The following is a 21,438-nucleotide window of genomic DNA, read 5'->3' as shown; positions in this document are numbered from 1 at the left end:
GATCTTCACCTTCGGCAGGAAGTCCACCACATACTCGGCCCCGCGGTAAAGCTCCGTGTGCCCTTTCTGCCGCCCAAAGCCTTTGACTTCCGTGACGGTCAGCCCGGTCACGTTCACATCGGCCAGCGCCTCGCGCACTTCATCCAGCTTGAATGGCTTGATGATGCAGGTGATTTTTTTCATGTCTCTCTCCGGTCTTATGAATTCATGATTGATCGGGGATGCGTTCCAGGTCGCGCACCCACACCGCGCTCTCCGAGTCCGACGGCGCCCGCCAGTCCCCGCGCGGCGACAGCGATCCGCCCGTTCCCACCTTCGGCCCATTCGGCACGCACGAGCGCTTGAACTGCGAGCCCTTGAAGAAGCGCTTCACAAAGATGCCGAGAATCCGCTTGATGTCAGAAAGCGGATACTCATTGCGCTGCACATGCGGCGCATTCGGCCACACCCCGCGCGTGCGGTCATGCCACGCCGACCACGCAAGGAAGGCCACCTTCGACGGCGTGAACCCATACCGGATCAGGTAGAACAGGTTGAAGTCCTGCAGCTCATACGGCCCGATGATGGACTCCGTATGCTGTTCCGGCTTCTCGTTCGCGTCCCCCGGCACCAGCTCAGGACTGATCTGCGTATTCAACACGTCCAGAAGCACATCCGACCCCAGCTCCCCGATCTGCTTCGTATCCGCCACCCAGCGCACCAGGTGCGAAATCAGCGTCTTCGGCACGCTCGCATTCACGTTGTAGTGCGACATATGATCGCCCACCCCGTAGGTACACCACCCCAGCGCCAGCTCGGACAGGTCCCCGGTGCCGATCACGATCCCGCCCAGATGGTTCGCGAGCCGGAACAGATGCGAGGTCCGCTCCCCCGCCTGCACATTCTCGAACGTGACGTCATACACCTTCTCGCCGCGCGCGAACGGATGCCCCAGGTCCTTCAACATCTGCATGCAGCTCGGCCGGATGTCGATCTCATTCGCAGACGCACCCACGACGGACATCAGCTTGCGCGCCTGCTCCAGCGTCCGCGTGGATGTCGCAAACCCCGGCATCGTGTACGCCAGGATGTTCGTGCGCGGCAGCCCGAGACGGTCCATCACCTTCGCGCACACCAGCAGCGCGTGCGTGGAATCGAGCCCGCCCGAAATCCCGATGACGACTTTCTCGATCCCCGCCGACCGCATGCGCTGCTCCAGCGCCTGCACCTGGATGTTGTAGACCTCCGTGCAGCGCTCATCGCGCAGCGCCGCATTCGCGGGCACGAACGGATAGCGCTGGATCATGCGCGTCAGCGGCAGCCGCGCGGACGTATCGACCGGCACCTCGAAGCGCGTCACCGCAAACCGGGACACCTGCTCCGCATGCGTCCGCACGCAATGCCCGAACGTCGAAAGCCGCATCCGCTCGCGCGACAGCCGCTCCAGATCCACATCGCCCACGATCATGTGCGACTGGTCCACGAAGCGCTTGGCCTCCGCGATCAGCTCCCCGTTTTCATAGATGACGGCCTGCCCGTCCCACGCCATATCGGTGGACGACTCGCCCATCCCCGCGGAGGTATAAATATAGGCCGCCAGGCAGCGCGCCGACTGCTGCCCCACCAGCTGGTGCCGGTAAGAAGATTTACCGACCAGCGCATTCGACGCCGAGAGATTAACGAGCACCGTCGCCCCGGCCATCGCCGCAAACGACGACGGCGGCACCGGCACCCACACGTCCTCGCAGATCTCCACATGGAAGCGCAGGTCGCGCACATTGGAGACCTCAAACAGCTGCCCCGGCCCGAACGGCACCTCGGCACCCAGCAAGGACACCGACGACGATGTCGCCGCATCCGCCGCATTGAACTGCCGCGCCTCATAAAATTCGCCGTAATTGGGCAGGTACGACTTCGGGACCACCCCATGAATACGCCCGCCGCTGACGACGACTGCACAATTGAACAGCCGATGATCGACCCGCAGCGGCATCCCCACCACCAGCGCCGCCGGAATCGTCACGGACGCCGCCACCACTTCACCGAGAGCCTCAAGACACGCATCGAGCAGCGCCCGCTGATGAAACAGGTCCTCGCAGGTGTAGGCCGACAGCCCCAACTCCGGAAACGCCACCAGCACCGCTCCCTGCGCCGCCGCGTCGCGCGCCAGCGTGATGGTCTGCTGCGCGTTGAACGCCGGATCGGCTACGCGGCACTCCGGAATTCCGACCGCCACACGGGCAAACCCGTGCGAATACAGATTGAAAAATTCGCTCATCGGTTTTTTGCGTAGAATGTCTTCGAGATGCACCTTCGACAATGATGAATTATCGCACGCATATCGTTTCTTCTCTGGCCGAGGTCGGCGAATGGCAATGGAATGGCCTGGTCGGAAAACAGGAGAAACCAAACCCCTTCCTGTCCTACGCCTTCCTCCACGCCCTGCATGAATCCGGCAGCGCCAGCGCGGACAGCGGCTGGCAGCCCCAGTTCCTCTGCCTGTACGACGCCCAGGACCAGCTGGCCGCCGCCATGCCGCTCTACGTCAAGTACCACTCCTACGGCGAGTACGTGTTCGACTGGGCCTGGGCCGAGGCCTACCAGCGCCACGGCCTGGAGTATTACCCAAAGCTGCTGAGCGCGATTCCCTTCACGCCCGTCACCGGCCCGCGCCTGCTGGCCATCAGCGAACACGCCAGGACAGAGCTCATCAAGGTGCTGCAGATCCAGCAGAAAGCCTCGGGCGTCTCCTCCACCCACATCCTCTACCCGCCGGAGCAGCATGTCCAGCAGTTGCAGGACGCGGGCTACCTGCTGCGCAGCGGCGTGCAATTCCACTGGCTCAACCAGGGCTACGCCAGTTTCGACGACTTCCTCGCCACCCTGGACCGCAAGAAAGCCAAGAACATCCGCGCCGAACGCCGCAAGGTGCGCGATGCGGGCGTCACCCTGCAGCGCATCCGCGGCCGCGACCTCACCGAGGACGACTGGCGCTTCTTCAACTGCTGCTACCGCCATACCTACAAGGACCACTTCAGCACGCCCTACCTGAACCTGGACTTCTTCCAGCGGATTGGCGCGACGATGCCGGACAACATCCTGCTGGTGGTCGCGCAGCGCGCCGGCCAGCGCATCGCCGCTTCCCTGGTCATCCACAGCGAAGACACCCTGTACGGCCGCTACTGGGGTGAGCTGGAGCACGTCCCCTGCCTGCATTTCGAGACAGCCTACTACCAGCCGCTGGAGTTCTGCATCGAACAGGGGATCAGCACCTTCGAAGGCGGCGCCCAGGGCGAGCACAAGATGGCGCGCGGCTTCCTGCCCACGCGGACGTGGTCGGCCCATTGGCTGGCCCACCCCGCGTTCGCCGACGCCGTCGAAACCTTCCTGGCACGCGAAGCGGGCGGCATCGACAATTACATCGACGAGCTGACCGACCGCTCCCCCTTCCGCCAGCCCGCCCGTGCCTGACCCGACGACCGCCATGCCGCCGGCTTCCCAGGCCCAGCCCCGGCCGGACTTCGTGCTCGCCGAACTGCGCGCCCTGCTCGCCTTCCTGGCCCGGCCCACCCGCGCCCGCCGCCTGGCCCGCGACCGCTCGCACCCGGTCCTGCGCACCGGCCTGATGCTGCTGTTGACCATGGCCCTGGTCGTGCTGATCTCGTTTCCGCTCGACCACTACATGAGCCAGGTGCCCGGCATTTCCGAGCGCCCTCCCACGCGCTGGTTCCTTGTCTTCGCCCTGCTCGTCGCGCCTTTGCTGGAAGAGCTGATCTTCCGCGCCGGATTGCGCAGCGCCCGCTTCACCCTGGGCGTCGGCCTGCCTCTTCTGGTCTTCTGGGCGGACGACCGCTGGGTACTGGGCACCATGGCGCTGGCCGCCCTCGGCGCCTGGCTCTACAAGCGGCTGCACAGCCCGCCCGGCGCGGCCTTTGCCCGCGGCCGCCAGTACCTGCGCCGCTATCCCTGGGTCTTCTGGACCTGGACCGCGGGCTTCGCCTGCGCCCACGTGACCAACTTTGTCACCGAAGGCTGGAGCAGCCTCTACGTCATCGGATTCCTGACCCCGCAATGGATGGCCGGCGCCATCCTCAGCTACCTGCGCCTGCGCCAGGGCCTGCTCGCGGCCATGGCCATGCATGGCCTGTACAACGCGATCCTGACCTTCGTCCCTCCCCTGTCAGGCTGAGCGGGCGCGTAGCCCAGCGGTGAGCAGGCCGCCGCAGCGATCGGCTATGATGACGCCACCTGTGCCGAACCCACTGAAGGAGCCCCCATGCTGGACCGCCTGTTCAACCTGCGCGCAAGCGGCACGGACGTCCGCACGGAAGTGCTGGCCGGGATCACCACCTTCCTGACGATGGCCTACATCATCTTCGTCAACCCCACCATCTTGGGCGACGCGGGCATGCCGAAGGAAGCGGTGTTCGTCGCCACCTGCTGCGCCGCCGCGCTCGGCACAGCGATCATGGGCCTGTACGCCAACTACCCGATCGGCATGGCCCCCGGAATGGGCCTGAACGCCTACTTCGCCTACGCCGTGGTGCTCGGCATGCACGTGTCCTGGCAGGCCGCGCTCGGCGCCGTGTTCATTTCCGGCTGCCTGTTCATCCTGGTCAGCCTGGTGGGCCTGCGCGAGATGATCGTCAACGGCATCCCCAAGTCCCTGCGCATCGGGATCACGGTCGGCATCGGCCTCTTCCTGGCCCTGATCGCCCTGAAGAACGCCGGCCTCGTCACCGGCAACCCGGCCACCCTGGTCACCATCGGCGACCTGCACCAGGCCCCGCCCCTGCTCGCCATCGTCGGCTTCTTCATCATTGTCGCGCTGGACCGGCTGAAGGTGCGCGGCGCCATCCTGCTCGGCATCCTCGCCGTGACCGTGCTCGGCTTCAGCTTCGGCGGCCAGCAGTTCAACGGCATCGTTTCCCTGCCGCCGTCGATCGCGCCCACCCTGCTGCAGCTGGACATCCCCGGCGCCTTCTCCATCGGCATCCTCAACGTGGTGCTGGTGTTCTTCCTGGTCGAACTGTTCGACGCCACCGGCACCCTGATGGGCGTGGCCCAGCGCGCCGGCCTGCTGGTGGAAGGCAAGATGAACCGCCTGAACCGCGCCCTGCTGGCCGACAGCACCGCCATCGTCGCCGGCTCGCTGATGGGCACCTCCAGCACCACCGCCTACATCGAGAGCGCGGCCGGCGTGCAGGCCGGCGGCCGCACCGGCCTCACCGCGGTCACCATCGCCGTCCTCTTCCTCCTGAGTCTGTTCTTCGCCCCGCTGGCCGGCGCCGTGCCGGCCTACGCCACCGCCCCCGCCCTGCTGTTCGTCGCCTGCCTGATGCTGCATGACCTCGGCGACATCGACTGGGCCGAATCCACCGAAGCCATCCCCGCCGCCGTGTGCGCGCTGATGATGCCCTTCACCTACTCCATCGCCAACGGCATCGCCTTCGGCTTCGTCTCCTACGCCGTGCTCAAGCTGCTCACCGGCCGCGTCCGCGACGTGCGCGCCATCGTGTGGGTGATCGCGGTCGTCTTTCTGTTCCGCTTCGCCTGGCTGAACGCGGGCTGAGACCGCGGGCTGAGCCCCCGTCTTACGCCGAAAAGCAACACCCGTTTCGCCGTCTGCGCACGCCACGCCCAACAAAAGCGTGGTGTTGTGCAATTTTGCACACAGACCGTGCAAGCCTCTGTCTTTTATTCAATTCGCAATTTGGGCACACTCCGTGCCGATACGTGGCAGACCGCGTGCGAAAGAACAACCTTAGGAGACACACAGATGCGCTTGACGAATAAGCAAGAGGCCCTGCTGCGCAAGTCCGCCGCAGTCATGATCGCCCTTCCCGCTGCCCTGGCAGTCCAATCCGCCTACGCCCAGACGGCTGCCGCCGACGGCGTGGCCGCCGCGCCCGCGGAGATGGAAAAGGTCATCGTGACCGCCCGCCGCCGCGCGGAGCTGATCCAGGACGTGCCGGGCTCCGTCACCGCCTTCTCCGGCGCCGATCTGGAAAAGAATGCCACCCCGGACCTGACCGCGATTGCTGACGTCACGCCCAACACCACCCTCAAGACCTCGCGCGGCACCAACACCACGCTGACCGCCTTCATCCGCGGCATCGGCCAGCAGGACCCGGTGGCCGGCTACGAGCAGGGCGTCGGCATCTACCTCGACGACGTCTACCTGGCCCGCCCGCAAGGCGCCCTCACCGACATCTACGACCTCGAGCGCATCGAGGTACTGCGCGGCCCGCAGGGCACCCTGTACGGCCGCAACACCATCGGCGGCGCGGTCAAGTACGTGACCCGCAAGCTGTCCAACAAGCCGACCTTCGGCGCCAAGTTCACCCTCGGTAACTACCACGAGAAGGACGTGGTCCTGAAGGCCAGCACCCCGGTCAACGAATGGATCCGCATCGGCGGCACCATCGGCACCTTCCAGCGCGACGGTTACGGCAAGAACGTGGTCAATGGCCGCGACAACTACAACAAGGACGTCGTGGCCGGCCGGGTGAGCATCGAAGCCACCCCGACGCCCGAGCTGTTCATCCGCGTCTCCGCCGACCGCACCGTCGACGATTCCGAGGCGCGCCAGGGCTACCGCCTGACCGCGGGCCCGGCCCCGGGCAACGAGCAGCCGCTCGCCGGCGACTACGACACCCGCGCCGACCTGTACGCGGTTAATGGCCACGGCCAGAACGTCAAGAACTCGGGCCAGACCCTGCTGGTCGACTATGCGATCACGCCGGAACTGTCGTTCAAGTCCATCACCGCGCACCGCCAGTCCAAGTCCTTCGCGCCGATCGACTTCGACTCGCTCAACACCCCGCTGTTCGAAGCCCCGTCCATCTACTCGGACAAGCAGGACAGCCAGGAATTCCAGCTCACCTACACCGGCAGCAAATGGCAGGCCGTGGGCGGCGTGTTCTACATGAAGGCCAACGCCTTCAATGAATTCGATGTGCTGTACAACGCCGCCGGCGGCCTCTCGCTGCTGACCCGCGACGACATCAATTCCAAGACCTGGGCCGCGTTCGCGGACGTGAGCTACAACCTCACCGACACCTTCAACATCGACATCGGTGGCCGCTACACCGACGACCAGCGCACCGCCGCGATCTACAAGCGCACCTACCTCGGCCTGGCCGGTTCGCCCAACCTGGGCAACCCGGCCGCCGTCGGCCTGCCGGCCAACACCGACCTGGGCCCGAACGACCTGCACCGCACCGACACCAAGTTCACCCCGAAGCTGGGCTTCGGCTGGAAGTTCGCGCCGGAGCATAACCTGTACGGTACCTACTCGCAGGGCTTCAAGGGCGGCATGTTCGACCCGCGCATGGACCTGGGCGGCAACCCGAACACCGCCGTCTCGCTGGAGAAGCGCAAGGGCGTGAATCCGGAAGAAGTCTCGACGATCGAATTCGGCGTCAAGTCGAACATGAACGGCGGTACCCTGCAGACCAATGCGGCCGTGTTCTACACTGACTACAAGAACGTGCAGATCCCGGGCTCGATCCCGACCACCAACGCGCAGGGCCAGGTCACCGGCTTCGCAGGCTCCCTGACCAACGCCGGCAAGGCCAAGATCAAGGGCCTGGAGCTGGAAGCGATCGCCCGCCTGACCAGCCAGTTCTCCGTGACCGGTACCTACGGCTACATCGACGCCAAGTACAAGGAATGGATGGTGGCGAATGCGACCGGCACCGGCCTGGTGAACGTTGCCGGTTCGGCCGAGTTCCAGAATACGCCGAAGCACACCGCCAGCCTGACCGGCAGCTACGACTGGCCGCTGGCCGTCATGGGCCGCACCGGCACCATGAGCGTGACCGGCACCGCCTCGTACAAGTCGAAGATCTACATGACCGAGATCTCGCGCCCCACCGGCCTGGCGGCCACCGACGCCACCATCCCGGGCAACCTGATGCTGGCGCAGAACGGCTACTCGCTGATCGACATGGGCCTCGTGTGGACCAGCGCGGACCGCAAGATCCAGGTCGGCCTGCATGGCCGCAACCTGACCGACAAGCGTTACAAGGTCGCAGGCTACAACTTCAGTGGCTTCTTCAACTCGGTGACCACGTTCTACGGCGATCCGCGCCGCATCCTGGCCACCGTCGACGTCAAGTTCTAAGTGAGTGCCAGGGCGCCGGCCGGCGCCCTGTTCAACGGCTCGTGTACCGTGCTTCGGGGCGCTTCGGCGCCCCGTTTTTTTGCCTCTGGCACATGGGTGCCCGAAACTCCTTGCACGCGTTTATTTGGCGCGCGCGATCTTCTTGCGCGGGGCTGGCATATCGCCGAGGGAGAACAGTTCGGGCTGGGACTCGGCATAGTCGCGCAGCAGGTTCCACACGGCGCGCACGCGCGGGAGGCGGAACAAGTCCACCGGCGCCACCAGATAGTAGTTCCGGTCCGCGTACACCTCGTTCGGCAGCACCGGCACCAGCCGCCCGTCGTCCGGGATCACGTACGGGGGCGCCATCATCAGGCCCAGGCCCGCCATCGCCGCTTCGGCCTGCGCCATCATGCCAGTGCAGCACAGGCGCCGGTTGGGCACAAATCCCAGTTCATGCAGGAAGTTGAGCTCATTGGAGGCCAGCCGGTCCTGCACGTAGTCGACGAAGTCGTGCCCCGCGAGATCCGCCTTGGTGCGGATCGGTGGGTGTTTGGCCAGGTAGTCGGGCGACGCGTAAAGACTCATGCGGAACGACACCAGCCGCGTCACCATATAGCGCCCCGTGGCCGGTGCATCGAGCGTCACGCCGAGGTCCGCCTCGCGGTTGGCGAGGTTCGCAAAGCGCGGCTGCACCAGCAGGTCGATCGACAGCTCGGGATGGTCGGCCAGGAAGCGTGCCAGCAGCGGCGTGATCACTTTCACGCCCAGCACCTCCGGCACGCCGAGGCGCACCACGCCGCGAATCGCCACCTGATTCCCCGAGAGCTGATCGTGCGCCGCCAGCGCCGCACTCTCCATCGCCTCCGCATGCGGCAGCAGGGCCGCGCCCATCTCGGTCAGTTCATAACCCTCGCGCGAACGGTCGAACAGCGCGGCGCCCAACTGCTGCTCCAGCCGGTCGATGCGGCGTGCCACGGTGGTGTGCTCGACTTCCAGCCGCCGCGAGGCACCGGACAGCGTGCCCGCCCGCGCCAGTTCGAGGAAGAAGCGCAGGTCGGTCCATTCGGGGAGGGTATTCATGAGCCCATTGTGCCCGAAGTGTGCGTGTGCGCACAACGGGTCTGCAGAAGGCGCCGTGTATGGACTGCGGCGCACTGCCAGGGAGCAGTGTGCATAAACGCACATCGGGTGGGCGCCCCCGCCATTTTCGGCGGCGATGGTTTCCCGCACACTGCCGCATATTCAGTAGTTGAAATCGGGCCACCACTCCAGGGCATAACTGTGACCTACACCGAACGATACTTCCAGAGCGCGGACGGCCTGCGCCTGTACGCACGCGACTACGCCGCCACCAGCGGCCCCGCGCGCCTGCCCGTCATCTGCATCCACGGCCTGACCCGCAACTCGGCCGACTTCGACGAAGTCGCGCCCTGGATCGCGCAGCAGAACCGGCGCGTGCTCGCGGTGGACGTGCGCGGCCGCGGCCACTCGCAGTACGACGCCAATCCCGATAACTACAACCCGCTCGTGTACGCGGAGGACGTCGCCAAGCTGGCGCACGACCTGGGCATCGCGCGCGCCGTCTTTATCGGCACTTCGATGGGCGGCATCATCACCATGACGTTGGCACTCAAGCACTCGAAATTAATCGCCGCCGCGGTGCTGAACGATACCGGTCCCACGCTGTCGCAGCGCGGCCTCTCGCGCATCGCCGGCTACGCGGGTTCGGTCCGCAGCATGGCCTCGTGGACCGAAGCCGCCGACGCGGTCCGCACCATCAACGAATCGGCCTTCCCATCGAATCCGCCGGAAGAGTGGATGAAGTGGGCGCGCCGCGCCTTCGCCGACAACGGCCAGGGCGAACTGGTGATGCGCTACGACCCCAATATCGCGCTGCCGATCAAGACCGGCAAGCTGAAAGCCACGTCGGTGGCCGCGCGCCACGCCTTCCGCAAGCTGGCACGCAAGCGCCCCACCCTGCTGGTGCGCGGCGGCCTGTCGGACCTGATCGAACCGGAGCAGTCGGACTGGATGCGCAAGGCCGCACCGGAGATGCAATACGCCGAAGTGCCGGACGTCGGCCACGCGCCCATGCTCACCGAGCCGGCCGCGCAGGCCGCGCTGCGGGACTTCCTGGCGCGGGTCGATTAAACTCGGCCGCTGCAGCTCATACGAATCCAAGCTCGTACGCACATACAAAGAATTGAAGGAGACCTCATGAAACGCTTCACTCTCGCCGCCGGCGCCCTCGCCGTCTACGCCGCCACCGGCCTCGCGTCGGCCTACGCCGCTGGCCCGGACATCAAGATCGCCCTCATCGCGGGCAAGACCGGCATCCTGGAGACCTACGCCAAGGAGACCGAGACCGGCTTCATGATGGGTCTCGAATACCTCACCGGCGGCAAGATGGAAATCAACGGCCGCAAGATCAAGGTGATCGTCAAGGACGACCAGTCCAAGCCGGACTTGGCCCGCACCCTGCTGGCCGAAGCCTACGGCGACGACAAGGCCGACATCGCGGTCGGCACCAGCAACTCCGGCGCCGCGCTGGCGATGCTGCCGGTGGCCGCCGAGTACAAGAAGATCCTGGTGGTCGAACCTGCGGTTGCGGACAGCATCACCGGCGACAAGTGGAACCGCTACATCTTCCGCACCGCGCGCAGCTCGATGCAGGAATCGATTTCCGCCGCCACCACCTTCAAGAACGGCAGCATCGGCTTCCTGGCGCAGGACTACGCCTTCGGCAAGGACACCGTCAAGGCCTTCAAGGAAGCCCTGGGCGTGGTGGGCAGCAAGGCCAAGGTCGTGGCCGAGGAATACGCCTCGCCTGCCACCACCGACTTCACCGCTCCGGCCCAGCGCCTGTTCGACAAACTGAAAGATGCACCGCAGCCGCGCGTGCTCTCCATTGTGTGGGCCGGCCCCCACCCAATGAACAAGATCGCCGAGATGCACCCGGAACGCTACGGCATCTCGATCGCCCCGAACGGGAACATCCTGCCGGTGCTGAAGACCTGGAAGAACTACGCCGGCACCGAAGGCACCATCTTCTACTACTACGACTTCCCGAAGAATAAGATGAACGACTGGTTCGTGGCCGAGCACCGCAAGCGCTTCAAGTCGCCGCCGGACATGTTCAGTGCGGGCGGCTTCGCGGCGGCCAGCGCGGTCGTCACGGCGCTGACCAAATCGGGCGGCGACACCAATACCGAAAAGCTGATCAAGACCATGGAAGGCATGGACTTCGAGACCCCGAAGGGCAAGATGAACTTCCGCGCCCAGGACCACCAGGCCATGCAGTCCATGTACCACTTCCGCATCAAGAAGGCGCAGAAGGACGAGTGGGACCTGCTGGAACTGGTGCGCGAGATTCCGGCGTCCGAGCTGCCGGTCCCCGTGAAAAACAAGAAGTGATGTGTTGATGACGTCCGCAGTCACGCCGTCGCTGTCGGTCCGCGACCTGACCATCCGTTTCGGCGGTCATGTCGCGGTCAACGCGGTGACGGCCGATTTCTACCCCGGCCAGCTGACGGTGATCGTCGGCCCCAATGGCGCGGGCAAGACCACCTGCTTCAACCTGATGTCCGGCCAGCTCCCGGCCACCTCCGGCCAGGTGCTGCTGTACGGGCAGGACATCACGAAGTTCGGCCCCGCCAAGCGCACCCGCCTGGGCATCGGCCGCGCCTTCCAGTTGACCAACCTGTTCCCGCACCTGACGGTGCTGGAGAACGTGCGCCTGGTGGTGCAGAGCCACGCGGGCCAGGGCCTGAACATGTGGTCCGTCTGGTTCCGGCATAAGGAACTGCTGGCGCGCGCCGAGCATTACCTGGAGCGTGTCTCCATGCAGGACCGCCGCCACACCATCGTCGCGGCGCTCTCGCACGGCGACAAGCGCAAGCTGGAAGTCGCCCTGCTGCTGGCCCTCGAACCGGACGTGCTGATGTTCGACGAACCCACCGCCGGCATGAGCGTCGACGAAGTGCCCGTGGTGCTGGACCTGATCCATCAAGTGAAAACCGATACCGACAAGACCGTGCTGCTGGTCGAGCACAAGATGGACGTGGTGCGCTCGCTGGCAGACCGCATCGTCGTGCTGCACAACGGGACCCTCGTCGCGGACGGGGAACCGGCGGAGGTGATGGCGTCAAGCATCGTGCAGGAAGCCTATCTCGGAGTACCCGCCCATGCGTGAAGCGCCTGATTCCTTGCTGTCCCTGTCGGGCGTCCACACCCACATCGGCGAATACCACATCCTGCAGGGCGTGGACCTGGAGGTGCCGCGGGGCGGCATCACCGTCCTCCTCGGCCGCAACGGCGCCGGCAAGACCACCACCCTGCGCACCATCATGGGCCTGTGGAAGGCCAGCCAAGGCCGCGTCGTCTTCGCAGGCCAGGATATCGCCGGCAAGGCCACGCCGGACATCGCGCGCCGCGGCATCGCCTATGTGCCGGAGTCGATGGCCGTGTTTTCCGACCTCACCGTGCGCGAGAACCTGCACCTCGCGGCCATCAGCGGTCCGATGGACACCGCGCGGCTGGAATGGATCTTCGGCTTCTTCCCGGCACTGAAGAAGTTCTGGAATTACCCGGCCGGGAACCTCTCCGGAGGCCAGAAGCAGATGGTCGCCATCGCACGCGCCATCGTCGAACAGCGCCAGCTCCTGCTGGTGGACGAGCCGACCAAGGGCCTCGCCCCGGCCATCGTGCAAAACCTGATCGAGGCCTTCCGCCAGGTGAAAGAAAATTCCACCACGATCCTTCTGGTGGAACAAAATTTCAACTTCGTCCGGCAGCTCGGCGACACCGTGGCCGTGATGGACGATGGCCGCATCGTCCACACGGGGACCATGGCGGAGCTGGCGGCGGACGACGCCCTGCAGCAGCGCCTCCTCGGCCTCTCGCTCGCCGCGCATCAATGAGGCACCTCACGCAATGACCGATACGACTCTCCCTTCCGTCCCGCGCGACCTGGTGCCACACCTGCTGGTGCCCGTGCTCGCGCTGGCGATGCTGCCGCTGGTCGGCAGCTTCTCGACCTGGGCCACTCTCACCGTGGCGGGCCTGGCGATGGGCATGATGATCTTCCTGATGGCGAGCGGCCTGACCCTCGTCTTCGGCCTGATGAACGTGCTGAATTTCGGCCACGGCGCCTTCGTCGCCGTCGGCGCCTACACCGCCACCATGGTCCTGCTGCCAATGCGCGGCTGGCTGGAGGCGGAATCCTTGATGCAGAACCTCGGCGCCCTCGGCATGGCCATCGTCGCTGCGATGGTGGTCACCGCCCTCCTCGGCTGGGTGTTCGAGCGCGTGATCATCAAGCCGGTGTACGGCCAGCACCTCAAGCAGATCCTCGTCACCATGGGCGGCATGATCGTGGCGGAGCAGCTGATCGCCGTCGTCTGGGGCGCGGACCAGATCGCGCTGCCGATGCCGGCCACCCTGCGCGGCTCCATCCTGCTGGGCGACGCGGCCATCGACCGGTACCGGCTGGTGGCCGTGGTGGTGGGTGTGCTGGTGTTCGTCGGCCTGCTACTGGTCCTCAACCGCACCAAGATCGGCCTCCTGATCCGCGCGGGCGTGGAGAATGGCGAGATGGTCGAGGCGCTCGGCTACCGCATCCGCCGCGTGTTCGTCGGCGTGTTCGCGGCTGGTTCCGCGCTGGCGGGGCTGGGCGGCGTGATGTGGGGGCTGTACAAGGAAACGCTCACGCCCTCGATGGGCGCGGACGTGGTGGTGTCGGTCTTCATCGCCATCATCATCGGCGGGCTCGGATCGGTCAGCGGCTGCTTCATCGGCGCCCTGCTGATGGCGCTCGTCTCCAACTACGCCGGATTCCTGGCGCCCAAGTTCGCGCTGGTGTCGACCATCGTGCTGATGATGGCCGTGCTGCTGTGGCGCCCTTACGGCCTGGCGAGGAAGTGACCATGACCAAACTGTTTTCCGGCCTGTTCTCGGGTCTCCTCTCCGGCGATTTCCCGCGCAGCCGCGTGCTCACGCTGCTCCTGCTGGTGGTCTTCCTGGCGCTGGCCAACGCGCCTTTCCTGACCACGGGCGCGCGCGCGCTCAACACCGCGGCCACCATCTGTATCTACATCGTGCTGGTGGCCTCGTACGACCTGCTGCTCGGTTATACGGGCATCGTCTCGTTCGCGCACACCATGTTCTTCGGTATTGGCGCCTATGGCGTGGGCCTCGCACTGGCTGGCGATGGCGATGCCACCTGGGGCATGGTGTTTCGCGGCGTGGCGCTGGCGGTGGTGGTCTCGCTGGTGCTGGCCTTCATCATCGGCCTGTTCGCGCTGCGCGTGCGCGCCATCTTCTACGCCATGATCACGCTGGCCGTGGCCTCCTCGTTCGCGGTGCTGGCGCAGCAGTTCTCTGACTTCACCGGCGGCGAGGACGGCAAGACCTTCAGCGTGCCGGAGCTGCTCTCGCCGGGCTACCAGATGTTCGAGCGCGAGATCCTGGGCCGCGCCATCGACGGCAAGGTGATCACGTATTACATCGTGTTCTTCGGCTGCCTGCTGCTGTTCCTGTTCCTGCTGCGGATCGTGAATTCCCCGTTCGGGCGCGTCCTGCAGGCCATCCGCGAGAATGAGTTCCGCGCGGAGGCGATCGGCTATCGCACTGTGGTCTACCGGATCTGGGCCAACTGCCTGGCGGCGCTGGTCGCCACCTTGGCCGGGGCACTGATGGCGCTGTGGTTGCGCTACGTGGGGCCCAAGACGACGCTGGGCTTCGAGATCATGACCGACATCCTGCTGATCGTCGTCATCGGCGGCATGGGGACCATGTACGGCGCAGTGATCGGCGCCGCCTTGTTCATCCTGGCGCAGAACTATCTCAAGACCCTGATGGAACAGGCCTCCGGGGCCGCCGAAGGCCTGCCTTGGCTCGCCGTCCTGGTCCACCCGGACCGCTGGCTGCTGTGGCTCGGCGTCCTGTTCATCCTCTCCGTCTACTTCTTCCCCACCGGCATCGTCGGCAAACTCCGCTCCCGCCGCGCCGCGCCTCACTGAGCGCAGCGCGCCCCCAAGATGATCACGACGTAGGGCTGCGTCTGCACCGCAGGCGCAGCCACTGTCGCGCCGCGCTCCAGCTCCGCCCGCTCTCGCACATACCAGCAGACGAGCGGCGATATCGCAGTCAATCCCCACGCCACGCTCAAGATCGCGATGATGATTCGTCTCATCCGACGCAGGGGTTCAGCCACCCAATTGCCTAAGTGGTCCGCACGCGCCGCAACCGCTTCGGCTCGCCGATCTTCAACGCACATCAAAAGCCCCCTCCCGCCTGCTTCCTATGCTTGAGAACGCAAGCCCCCGCTGCGTGTCGAGCGGGTTTTCCCACGCAGTCCAGTTCGAGAGCGATTCCATGAAAAAGTTCACCGCACTGCTCGCTGCCGCCGCGTTCGCGCTGTCCTCCGCTGCCCGGGCCGATACGCCAGCCAGTTCCCTGACCGAACATTTCGACAACATCAACCAGCTCCCCGGCTGGTCCCTCCTGAACTCAAGCATGCCACCCGGCGTGGGCTGGTTCCAGGGGAACGACGGCATCTTTCCCGCACAAGCCGGCGCTGCCAACGCCTACATCGCCGCCAACTTCCTCGGCGCCAGCAACGGCAGCGGCACCCTCGACATGTGGCTGCTCACCCCCGCGCTACACCTGACCGGCCCGACCAGCTTCAGCTTCCGGGCCCGCTCCGCCCTCGCCCCCGGCTTCAGCGACAACCTCGAAGTGCGCATCGGCAGCGGCACCGATCCCGCCACCTACGCGGTCCTGCAAACCCTCGGCGCCGTCCCCGGCGACTGGACCCTTTACCAGCCGACGCTCGACATGACCGGCGACCTGCGCATCGCCTTCCACTACACCGGCGCCGCCGCCCAGTCCAACTACCTCGGCCTCGACACCGTCAACGTGATGCCGGTGCCGGAACCGGCCACCTGGGTCCTGCTGTGCATCGGCCTGGCCGCCATCCTCGGCTACCGCCACAAGCGCGCCCTGGTCAGCTTTGGAGCCATTGCCGTCAGCACCGCCGCCTTCTCCGGCGAGGCTCCGCAAACGCCCGGCATGATCGCCGTGAAGGACCCGCAAACCGGCCAGCTGCGTCCCCCGACTCCAAACGAAGCCAAGGCCCTGCAGCAGGCCGCCGCCGCCCTGCAGCCCGTGCGTCCGGCCAAGCCAGCCACCATCAAGCGCCCCGACGGCACCCTGCAGCGCCACCTCGGCGACGCCGGCCAGACCTACAGCGTGATCTCCCGCACCCCGGACGGCAAACTCGCCATCGAATGCGTGAACGGCGACCAAGCCGCGGACGAAGCGCTGCACAGCGAAGGGGACCGCCATGACGCCCGCTAAATTCCTGGCCGGCCTCGCCGCCTGCGCTACCATCGGCTCCGCGCAAGCCGCCGCCACCATCACCATCATCAACGCCAACGCCCCCGGCGTCGGCTTCAACGACACGACCGCGGTGGCACCGGTCGGCGGCAACCCCGGCACCACGCTCGGCGCCCAGCGCCTGTTCGCGTTCACCTACGCCGCCAACCTGTGGGCCGCGAACATCGACAGCCCGATCGAGATCCGCATCCAGGCCTCGTTCGAGCCACTGTCCTGCACCGCCAGCGCCGCCGTGCTGGGCTCCGCCGGCACCGCCGACATTTTCGCCAACTTCACCGGCGCACCCAAGCCCAACACCTGGTACCCGAGCGCGCTGGCGAGCAAGCTCGCGAACGCCGACCTGGCCGGCCCGCCCGCCCCGCACATCGTGGCCCGCTTCAACTCGCGCCTCGGCCTGTTCGCGGACTGCCTGCCCGGCACCCAGTTCTATCTCGGCGTCGACAACAACCATGGTGCCAACATCGACCTGGTGACGGTGCTGCTGCACGAGATGGCGCATGGCCTGGGCTTCCAGTCCTTCACCAGCGGCCAGACCGGCGAGCAGCCGGACGGCCTGGCCTCGATCTGGGACTACTTCCTGCTCGACGACCGCACCGGCAAGCACTGGATCGACATGACCAACGCCGAACGCGTGTCCTCGGCCGTCAGCGGCAACCAGACCTCGTGGGACGGCCCGAACGTCAGCGCCGCCGTGCCGGATGTGCTGGCTCCGCGCTCCAACCTCGCCGTCAGCGGCCCCGCCGCCGATGACGCCGCGGGCAACTACGAAGTCGGCGACGCCTCCTTCGGCCCGCCGCTCGGCAGCCCGGCCGTCACCGGCCAGATCATGCCGGTGGTGGACCAGCCGGGCGGCACCGGCCTCGCTTGCGATCCGCTCAACGCCGTCAACGCGCTGGCAGTCAACGGCAATATCGCGCTGGTGGACCGCGGGACCTGCAACTTCACGGTCAAGGCCAGGAATGTGCAGGACGCGGGCGCGATCGGCATGATCGTAGTGGACAACGCCCCCGGCCCGGTGACGGGCCTCGGCGGCACCGATCCCACGGTCACGATTCCGGCGGTGCGCATCAGCCAAGCCGACGGCAACCACATCAAGCTCAAGCTGCTCAAGCGCTCGCGCACCGCGTCCGGCGTAATCGGCGCTCTGGGTGTCGACCCGACCCGCCTCGCCGGTGCCGATGCCGCCCTGCGCGCGCTGATGTACACGCCGGTGGTGTACGAACCTGGTTCGTCGGTGTCGCACTACACCACCGACATGAAGCCGAACCAGCTGATGGAGCCGAGCATCAACGGCGACCTGTCGCACGAGGTCAAGCCGCCGCGCGACCTCACGCTGCCGCTGTTGAAGGACATCGGCTGGTAAACGCTTGGTGATGGAAAGAGGTGCGGCCGGTCAGTGTCCGCCGGCCGCACCGAGCAGCCAGGACACCCAGAACAGCAGCAATCCCACGCATCCCCCGACGAGCGTCCCGTTGATGCGGATGTACTGCAGGTCCTTCCCGATATTCAGTTCCACCTGCCGCGACAAGTCCTGCGGGTCCCAGCGCTTGACCGTATCGCTGATATGCCGCGTCAGGAAGTCCGCGAAGTCCGGCGCCATCGAACGCGCGGCATCTTCCATGTGGTCGTTGAGCGACCGGCGCAGGTCGGGATTGGCGGCCAGCTCGCGCCCGATCCACGCGCCCATCGCCACCACGTTCCGGTGCAGGCTCGAATCCTCGCTCGCGATGTCCTGGCGCAGCCAGTCGCGCAGGTCGGTCCACAGGGTCACAGCGTAGTCGCGCGCGGCCTCGCTATCGCGCAGCCAGGCCTTCAGCTCCTCGGCCTTGGCGATCGTCGCTGGGTCGGTCTTCAGCTTCTCGATCAGGCGCGCCATCAGGCCATCGAAGCCCTTTCGCAGCTCATGCTCCGGGTCCGCGCTGACCCGCTGCAGCATGCCATCCAGTGCCTGCGCCACCGCGTCCGCCGCCTTCTCGCCGAGGTATTCGGTGGGCAGCAGCTTCTCCCACTTCGGATAGTCGGTGCGGATCCATTCCACGATCTGGCGCGCGATGAAGGCGCGGCTCTCCTCCGTGCGCAGCAGCGTCACCACCTGTTCGATGGCGCCGTCCAGCAGTTGCTGGTGGCGGCCATCGCGCGTGAGCGTGTCCAGGATGGCGGCGCTGGCGGGCGCCAGGTCCACCTTGTCGATCACCGCACGGAAGGATTGGCGCAGGAAGCCCTGGATGCGCTGGTCGTCGACCACATCGAGCACGCCGCTGACGATGCGCAGCACGTAGTGGCCGAGAGTGGCCGTGTGGGCCGGGGAGGACAGCCATTCGGTGAGCTTGCCCGCCGGGTCATGGCGCCGGATCAGCTCCACCAGCGAGCGCTGGTCCAGGAACTTCTCCTGCACGAACACCGCGAGGTTATCCGCAATGCGCTCCTGGTTCTGCGGAATGATGGCCGTATGGCGCGACACCAGCGGCAGCGGCACGCGCCGGAACAACGCCACCACCGCAAACCAGTCCGCCAGCGCGCCGACCATCGCCGCTTCCGCCGTCGTGCGCACGCAATCCACCGCCAGCCCGCGCGGCATCAGCGACGCGCCGATGAACACCAGCGCCGCGCCAGCCAGCAGCAGCAGCGGATACCGCTTGGCCCTTTTGAGTTCCTCCATCTTGTCCATGTCCGCCAGCTTACCGCGTCAGGTGCCACGGCGGCGCTGCCTATCCCGGCCGTGGGCCCGCCCGAAGGATCGCACTCCAGGACTCAGCCTATAATCGCGTATCGCTCGCGGAGGACATCCATGCATCGATCGCTCTTGCTCGCCCCATTGTTCGTCGCCACGCACGCCGGCGCGGCATCCCTGCCCGCGCCGATGGTCGATGGCGACTGCGCCGAGTTCCGCCCGCTGGGCGCGCGCATGATCGCACTGTCTCCGCAGGTCCAGCTGTTCGTCTACGAAGACGAGCATTACGTGTGGATGTGCTACACCCTCCCGCCAGGCAGCATGGGGCAGCTGGACATGGTCCTCGCGACACCTGCGCTGCCGGCGGCGCTCAACCTGCACGTCTCCGCGCAGCTGGGTGAATGGCCCGCGGGACGACCGGAACTCGTCCCGAAGAACGCCGAAAGCGACGCCTGGTGGCAGGTACAGGGATGGACCGCCAACACCTTGCACGTCAACGGCATGGACACCAGCGGCCAGCAGCCCCGCTACCGCTGGAAGGAGACGCCGGGCCGCGAGCTCCAGCTCAGCAAGGCGCGCTTCGGCCACGGCACGTGGACCGTGTCCATGACGATCTACGGCATCGGCGACGGCCATGGACGCCGGGCCGACCTGCACTTCCCCGCCCAAGGCTCCGTCTACAGCCTGCCCGTCAAATGAAAAAGCGCACCAAGGTGCGCTTTCGTTTGCCCTGCCGTGCCGCCGGCGCGGCAAGACGGCTTAGCCCTGTTGCGACTTCTTGTACTGCTCCACGCCGTGCAGGATTTCGGCCTTGGCTTCGTCCGGGCCGCCCCAGCCTTCGACCTTGACCCACTTGCCCTTTTCGAGGTCCTTGTAGTGCTCGAAGAAGTGCTGGATCTGCTGCAGGCGCAGGTCCTGCAGGTCTTCCGGCTTCTGCCAGTGGCTGTAGATCGGCAGGATCTTGTCGACCGGGACCGCCAGCAGCTTGGCGTCGCCGCCCGCTTCGTCGGTCATCTTCAGCACGCCGATCGCGCGGCAGCGCACCACCACGCCCGGGATCAGCGGGAACGGGGTGATCACCAGCACGTCGCACGGGTCGCCGTCGTCGGACAGGGTCTGCGGAATGTAGCCGTAGTTGCACGGATAGTGCATCGCGGTGCCCATGAAGCGGTCGACGAAGATCGCGCCGGTGTCCTTGTCCACTTCGTACTTGATCGGGTCCGCGTTCATCGGGATCTCGATCACGACATTGAAATCGTTCGGCACATCGCGGCCGGCGTTGACTTTGTTGAGGCTCATGCTAAATCCTTCGGGGTTTTCGAATTGGTGAAATCGGTGAAATCGGTGAAATCTGGGATGTCAAACTGACAGATTATAGCGGACCCCGGCGCACGTTTGTGCATTGCACAACCGTGCCACCACCGGGGCCGGACGATGGGCTACAGGATCGAGGCCAGTGCGCACTGGCGGTAGTGCGCGGCCGCTTCCTCGGTCTGGCCGAGCGCTTCGTGCATCTGCGCCAGCTTGAGATGGGTCTCGCGCACCATGCGCGGTTCGGTGGCGTCGGACAGCGCCAGCTCCAGGTAGCGCTGCGCCTTGCCCCACAGTTTCTGCTTGAGGCACAGGGAGCCGAGGGTCAGCGCCAGTTCCGGGTCGTTCGGCCGGTCCTTGATCCAGGCCTCGCACTTTTCGATCTGCGCCAGCAGCGTGGGGGAGCCAGCGGAAGCGGCGGAGTCGCGGTAAGCACGCACCACGCGGTCGTCCCACTCGGCGTTCAGGGCTTCCTCAGCCGTCAGGCGGGCTTCGTCGTGCAGCCCGCGCGCATTCATGGCCCCCGCGGCGCAGGCCGCGATGTAGGGCTTGACGCGGTCGGCGGCCGGCACCTGCGACCACACCCGCTGCAGCGATTCCGCATCGTGCGACTTATCGGCCAACAAGGCGTCGTACGCCAGTTCGCGCAGGCGCGAGGACAGCGCCGGGTGCAGCGCCTTGTGCTTGTCCAGCAGTCGCACCAGGCGCAGGACTTCCGGCCAGTTCTTGGCCTGCTGGTTGGCCTTGAGCGCCCATTGCAGCGCGTGGATGTGGCGCTGGCCGCTGGCATTGAGCTCGGCCACCGCATCCAGTGCGGCTTCCGGCTGGTGCTCGTCGACCAGCAGCTCGGTCACCGTCATCAGGCGCGCGGTCTTGAGCGCGCTGTCATGTTCGACGCTCGCCAGCCACGCATCGCGGCGCGCGTGCTGGCGCATGCGGTGGGCGGCGCGGGCGCCGATCAGCGCGGCCA

General features: G+C 66.2%; 19 protein-coding genes. 13 read left to right on the top strand and 6 right to left on the bottom strand.

Annotation, left to right across the window (positions count from 1 at the left end; genetic code table 11):
• Both E4L96_RS10725 and E4L96_RS10720 read right to left on the bottom strand, forming a co-directional pair.
• The coding region (locus tag E4L96_RS10725) for a P-II family nitrogen regulator (protein WP_307721639.1) at positions 1–183 on the bottom strand (183 nt) is incomplete at its 3' end.
• Positions 184–205: 22 nt separating this feature from the next.
• Entirely contained in the window at positions 206–2,257 is a 2,052-nt protein-coding gene (locus E4L96_RS10720; protein WP_135207211.1) for an NAD(+) synthase, read from the bottom strand.
• A 44-nt stretch (positions 2,258–2,301) separates the two neighbouring features.
• On the opposite strand from E4L96_RS10720, the gene E4L96_RS10715 reads away from it, so the two are divergent.
• The 4 genes from E4L96_RS10715 to E4L96_RS10700 all read left to right on the top strand — a co-directional run bounded on the left by E4L96_RS10715 (position 2,302) and on the right by E4L96_RS10700 (position 8,107).
• Positions 2,302–3,450 (top strand): GNAT family N-acetyltransferase, encoded by a 1,149-nt coding sequence (locus E4L96_RS10715; RefSeq protein WP_135207212.1) that lies wholly within the window; start codon positions 2,302–2,304, stop codon positions 3,448–3,450.
• A gap of 13 nt (positions 3,451–3,463) precedes the next feature.
• The gene (locus E4L96_RS10710) at positions 3,464–4,168 is read left to right on the top strand and encodes a CPBP family glutamic-type intramembrane protease (RefSeq protein WP_135207210.1); all 705 of its coding nucleotides are present in this window, start codon (positions 3,464–3,466) and stop codon (positions 4,166–4,168) included.
• An 87-nt stretch (positions 4,169–4,255) separates the two neighbouring features.
• Entirely contained in the window at positions 4,256–5,551 is a 1,296-nt protein-coding gene (locus E4L96_RS10705; protein WP_135207209.1) for an NCS2 family permease, read from the top strand.
• A 207-nt stretch (positions 5,552–5,758) separates the two neighbouring features.
• Positions 5,759–8,107: a TonB-dependent receptor gene (locus E4L96_RS10700; protein ID WP_135207208.1), complete on the top strand. Its 2,349-nt coding sequence runs from the start codon at positions 5,759–5,761 to the stop codon at positions 8,105–8,107.
• 120 nt (positions 8,108–8,227) lie between these two features.
• Here the strand turns inward: E4L96_RS10700 and E4L96_RS10695 are convergent, their stop codons facing one another.
• Positions 8,228–9,169 carry a LysR family transcriptional regulator gene (locus E4L96_RS10695; protein ID WP_135207207.1) on the bottom strand — a complete coding sequence of 314 codons (942 nt, stop codon included), beginning with the start codon at positions 9,167–9,169 and terminating at the stop codon, positions 8,228–8,230.
• Between the two features lie 201 nt (positions 9,170–9,370).
• Between E4L96_RS10695 and E4L96_RS10690 the strand changes: the two genes are divergently transcribed.
• The 8 genes from E4L96_RS10690 (at position 9,371) to E4L96_RS10655 (ending at position 17,849) form a co-directional block, all read left to right on the top strand.
• Positions 9,371–10,240 (top strand): alpha/beta fold hydrolase, encoded by an 870-nt coding sequence (locus E4L96_RS10690; RefSeq protein WP_135207206.1) that lies wholly within the window; start codon positions 9,371–9,373, stop codon positions 10,238–10,240.
• A gap of 66 nt (positions 10,241–10,306) precedes the next feature.
• Positions 10,307–11,503 carry a substrate-binding domain-containing protein gene (locus E4L96_RS10685; protein ID WP_135207205.1) on the top strand — a complete coding sequence of 399 codons (1,197 nt, stop codon included), beginning with the start codon at positions 10,307–10,309 and terminating at the stop codon, positions 11,501–11,503.
• A 7-nt stretch (positions 11,504–11,510) separates the two neighbouring features.
• On the top strand, positions 11,511–12,281 hold the full coding sequence (locus E4L96_RS10680; protein WP_135207204.1) for an ABC transporter ATP-binding protein: 771 nt from the start codon (positions 11,511–11,513) through the stop codon (positions 12,279–12,281).
• Complete coding sequence (locus E4L96_RS10675) at positions 12,274–13,008, top strand: ABC transporter ATP-binding protein (RefSeq protein WP_135207203.1); 735 nt, start codon at positions 12,274–12,276, stop codon at positions 13,006–13,008. Before E4L96_RS10680 ends, E4L96_RS10675 begins: the two co-directional genes overlap by 8 nt.
• A 13-nt stretch (positions 13,009–13,021) precedes the next feature.
• Entirely contained in the window at positions 13,022–14,011 is a 990-nt protein-coding gene (locus tag E4L96_RS10670; protein ID WP_135207202.1) for a branched-chain amino acid ABC transporter permease, read from the top strand.
• A gap of 2 nt (positions 14,012–14,013) precedes the next feature.
• Positions 14,014–15,108, top strand: a complete 1,095-nt coding sequence (locus tag E4L96_RS10665; RefSeq protein ID WP_135207201.1) for a branched-chain amino acid ABC transporter permease — start codon at positions 14,014–14,016, stop codon at positions 15,106–15,108.
• A 355-nt stretch (positions 15,109–15,463) separates the two neighbouring features.
• Positions 15,464–16,447, top strand: coding sequence for a choice-of-anchor J family PEP-CTERM protein (locus tag E4L96_RS10660; protein ID WP_135207200.1), 984 nt, complete (start codon positions 15,464–15,466; stop codon positions 16,445–16,447).
• Positions 16,434–17,849, top strand: coding sequence for a PA domain-containing protein (locus E4L96_RS10655; RefSeq protein ID WP_135207199.1), 1,416 nt, complete (start codon positions 16,434–16,436; stop codon positions 17,847–17,849). Before E4L96_RS10660 ends, E4L96_RS10655 begins: the two co-directional genes overlap by 14 nt.
• Positions 17,850–17,879: 30 nt before the next feature.
• Here E4L96_RS10655 and E4L96_RS10650 read toward each other — a convergent pair whose 3' ends face one another.
• Positions 17,880–19,154 carry a DUF445 domain-containing protein gene (locus tag E4L96_RS10650; RefSeq protein WP_135207198.1) on the bottom strand — a complete coding sequence of 425 codons (1,275 nt, stop codon included), beginning with the start codon at positions 19,152–19,154 and terminating at the stop codon, positions 17,880–17,882.
• A gap of 120 nt (positions 19,155–19,274) precedes the next feature.
• On the opposite strand from E4L96_RS10650, the gene E4L96_RS10645 reads away from it, so the two are divergent.
• Entirely contained in the window at positions 19,275–19,856 is a 582-nt protein-coding gene (locus E4L96_RS10645; protein ID WP_135207197.1) for a hypothetical protein, read from the top strand.
• A 60-nt stretch (positions 19,857–19,916) separates the two neighbouring features.
• On the opposite strand, the gene ppa is transcribed toward E4L96_RS10645, so the two are convergent.
• Positions 19,917–20,456 carry an inorganic diphosphatase gene (ppa, locus tag E4L96_RS10640; protein ID WP_135207196.1) on the bottom strand — a complete coding sequence of 180 codons (540 nt, stop codon included), beginning with the start codon at positions 20,454–20,456 and terminating at the stop codon, positions 19,917–19,919.
• A 140-nt stretch (positions 20,457–20,596) separates the two neighbouring features.
• The coding region (locus E4L96_RS10635) for a heme biosynthesis protein HemY (protein WP_135207195.1) at positions 20,597–21,438 on the bottom strand (842 nt) is incomplete at its 5' end.

The organism is Zemynaea arenosa (assembly GCF_004614185.1).
Classification (GTDB): Bacteria; Pseudomonadota; Gammaproteobacteria; order Burkholderiales; family Burkholderiaceae_D; genus Telluria; species Telluria arenosa.
The sequence above is the reverse complement of the archived record's forward strand: the minus strand, read 5'-3'. Positions and strand labels throughout refer to the sequence as shown.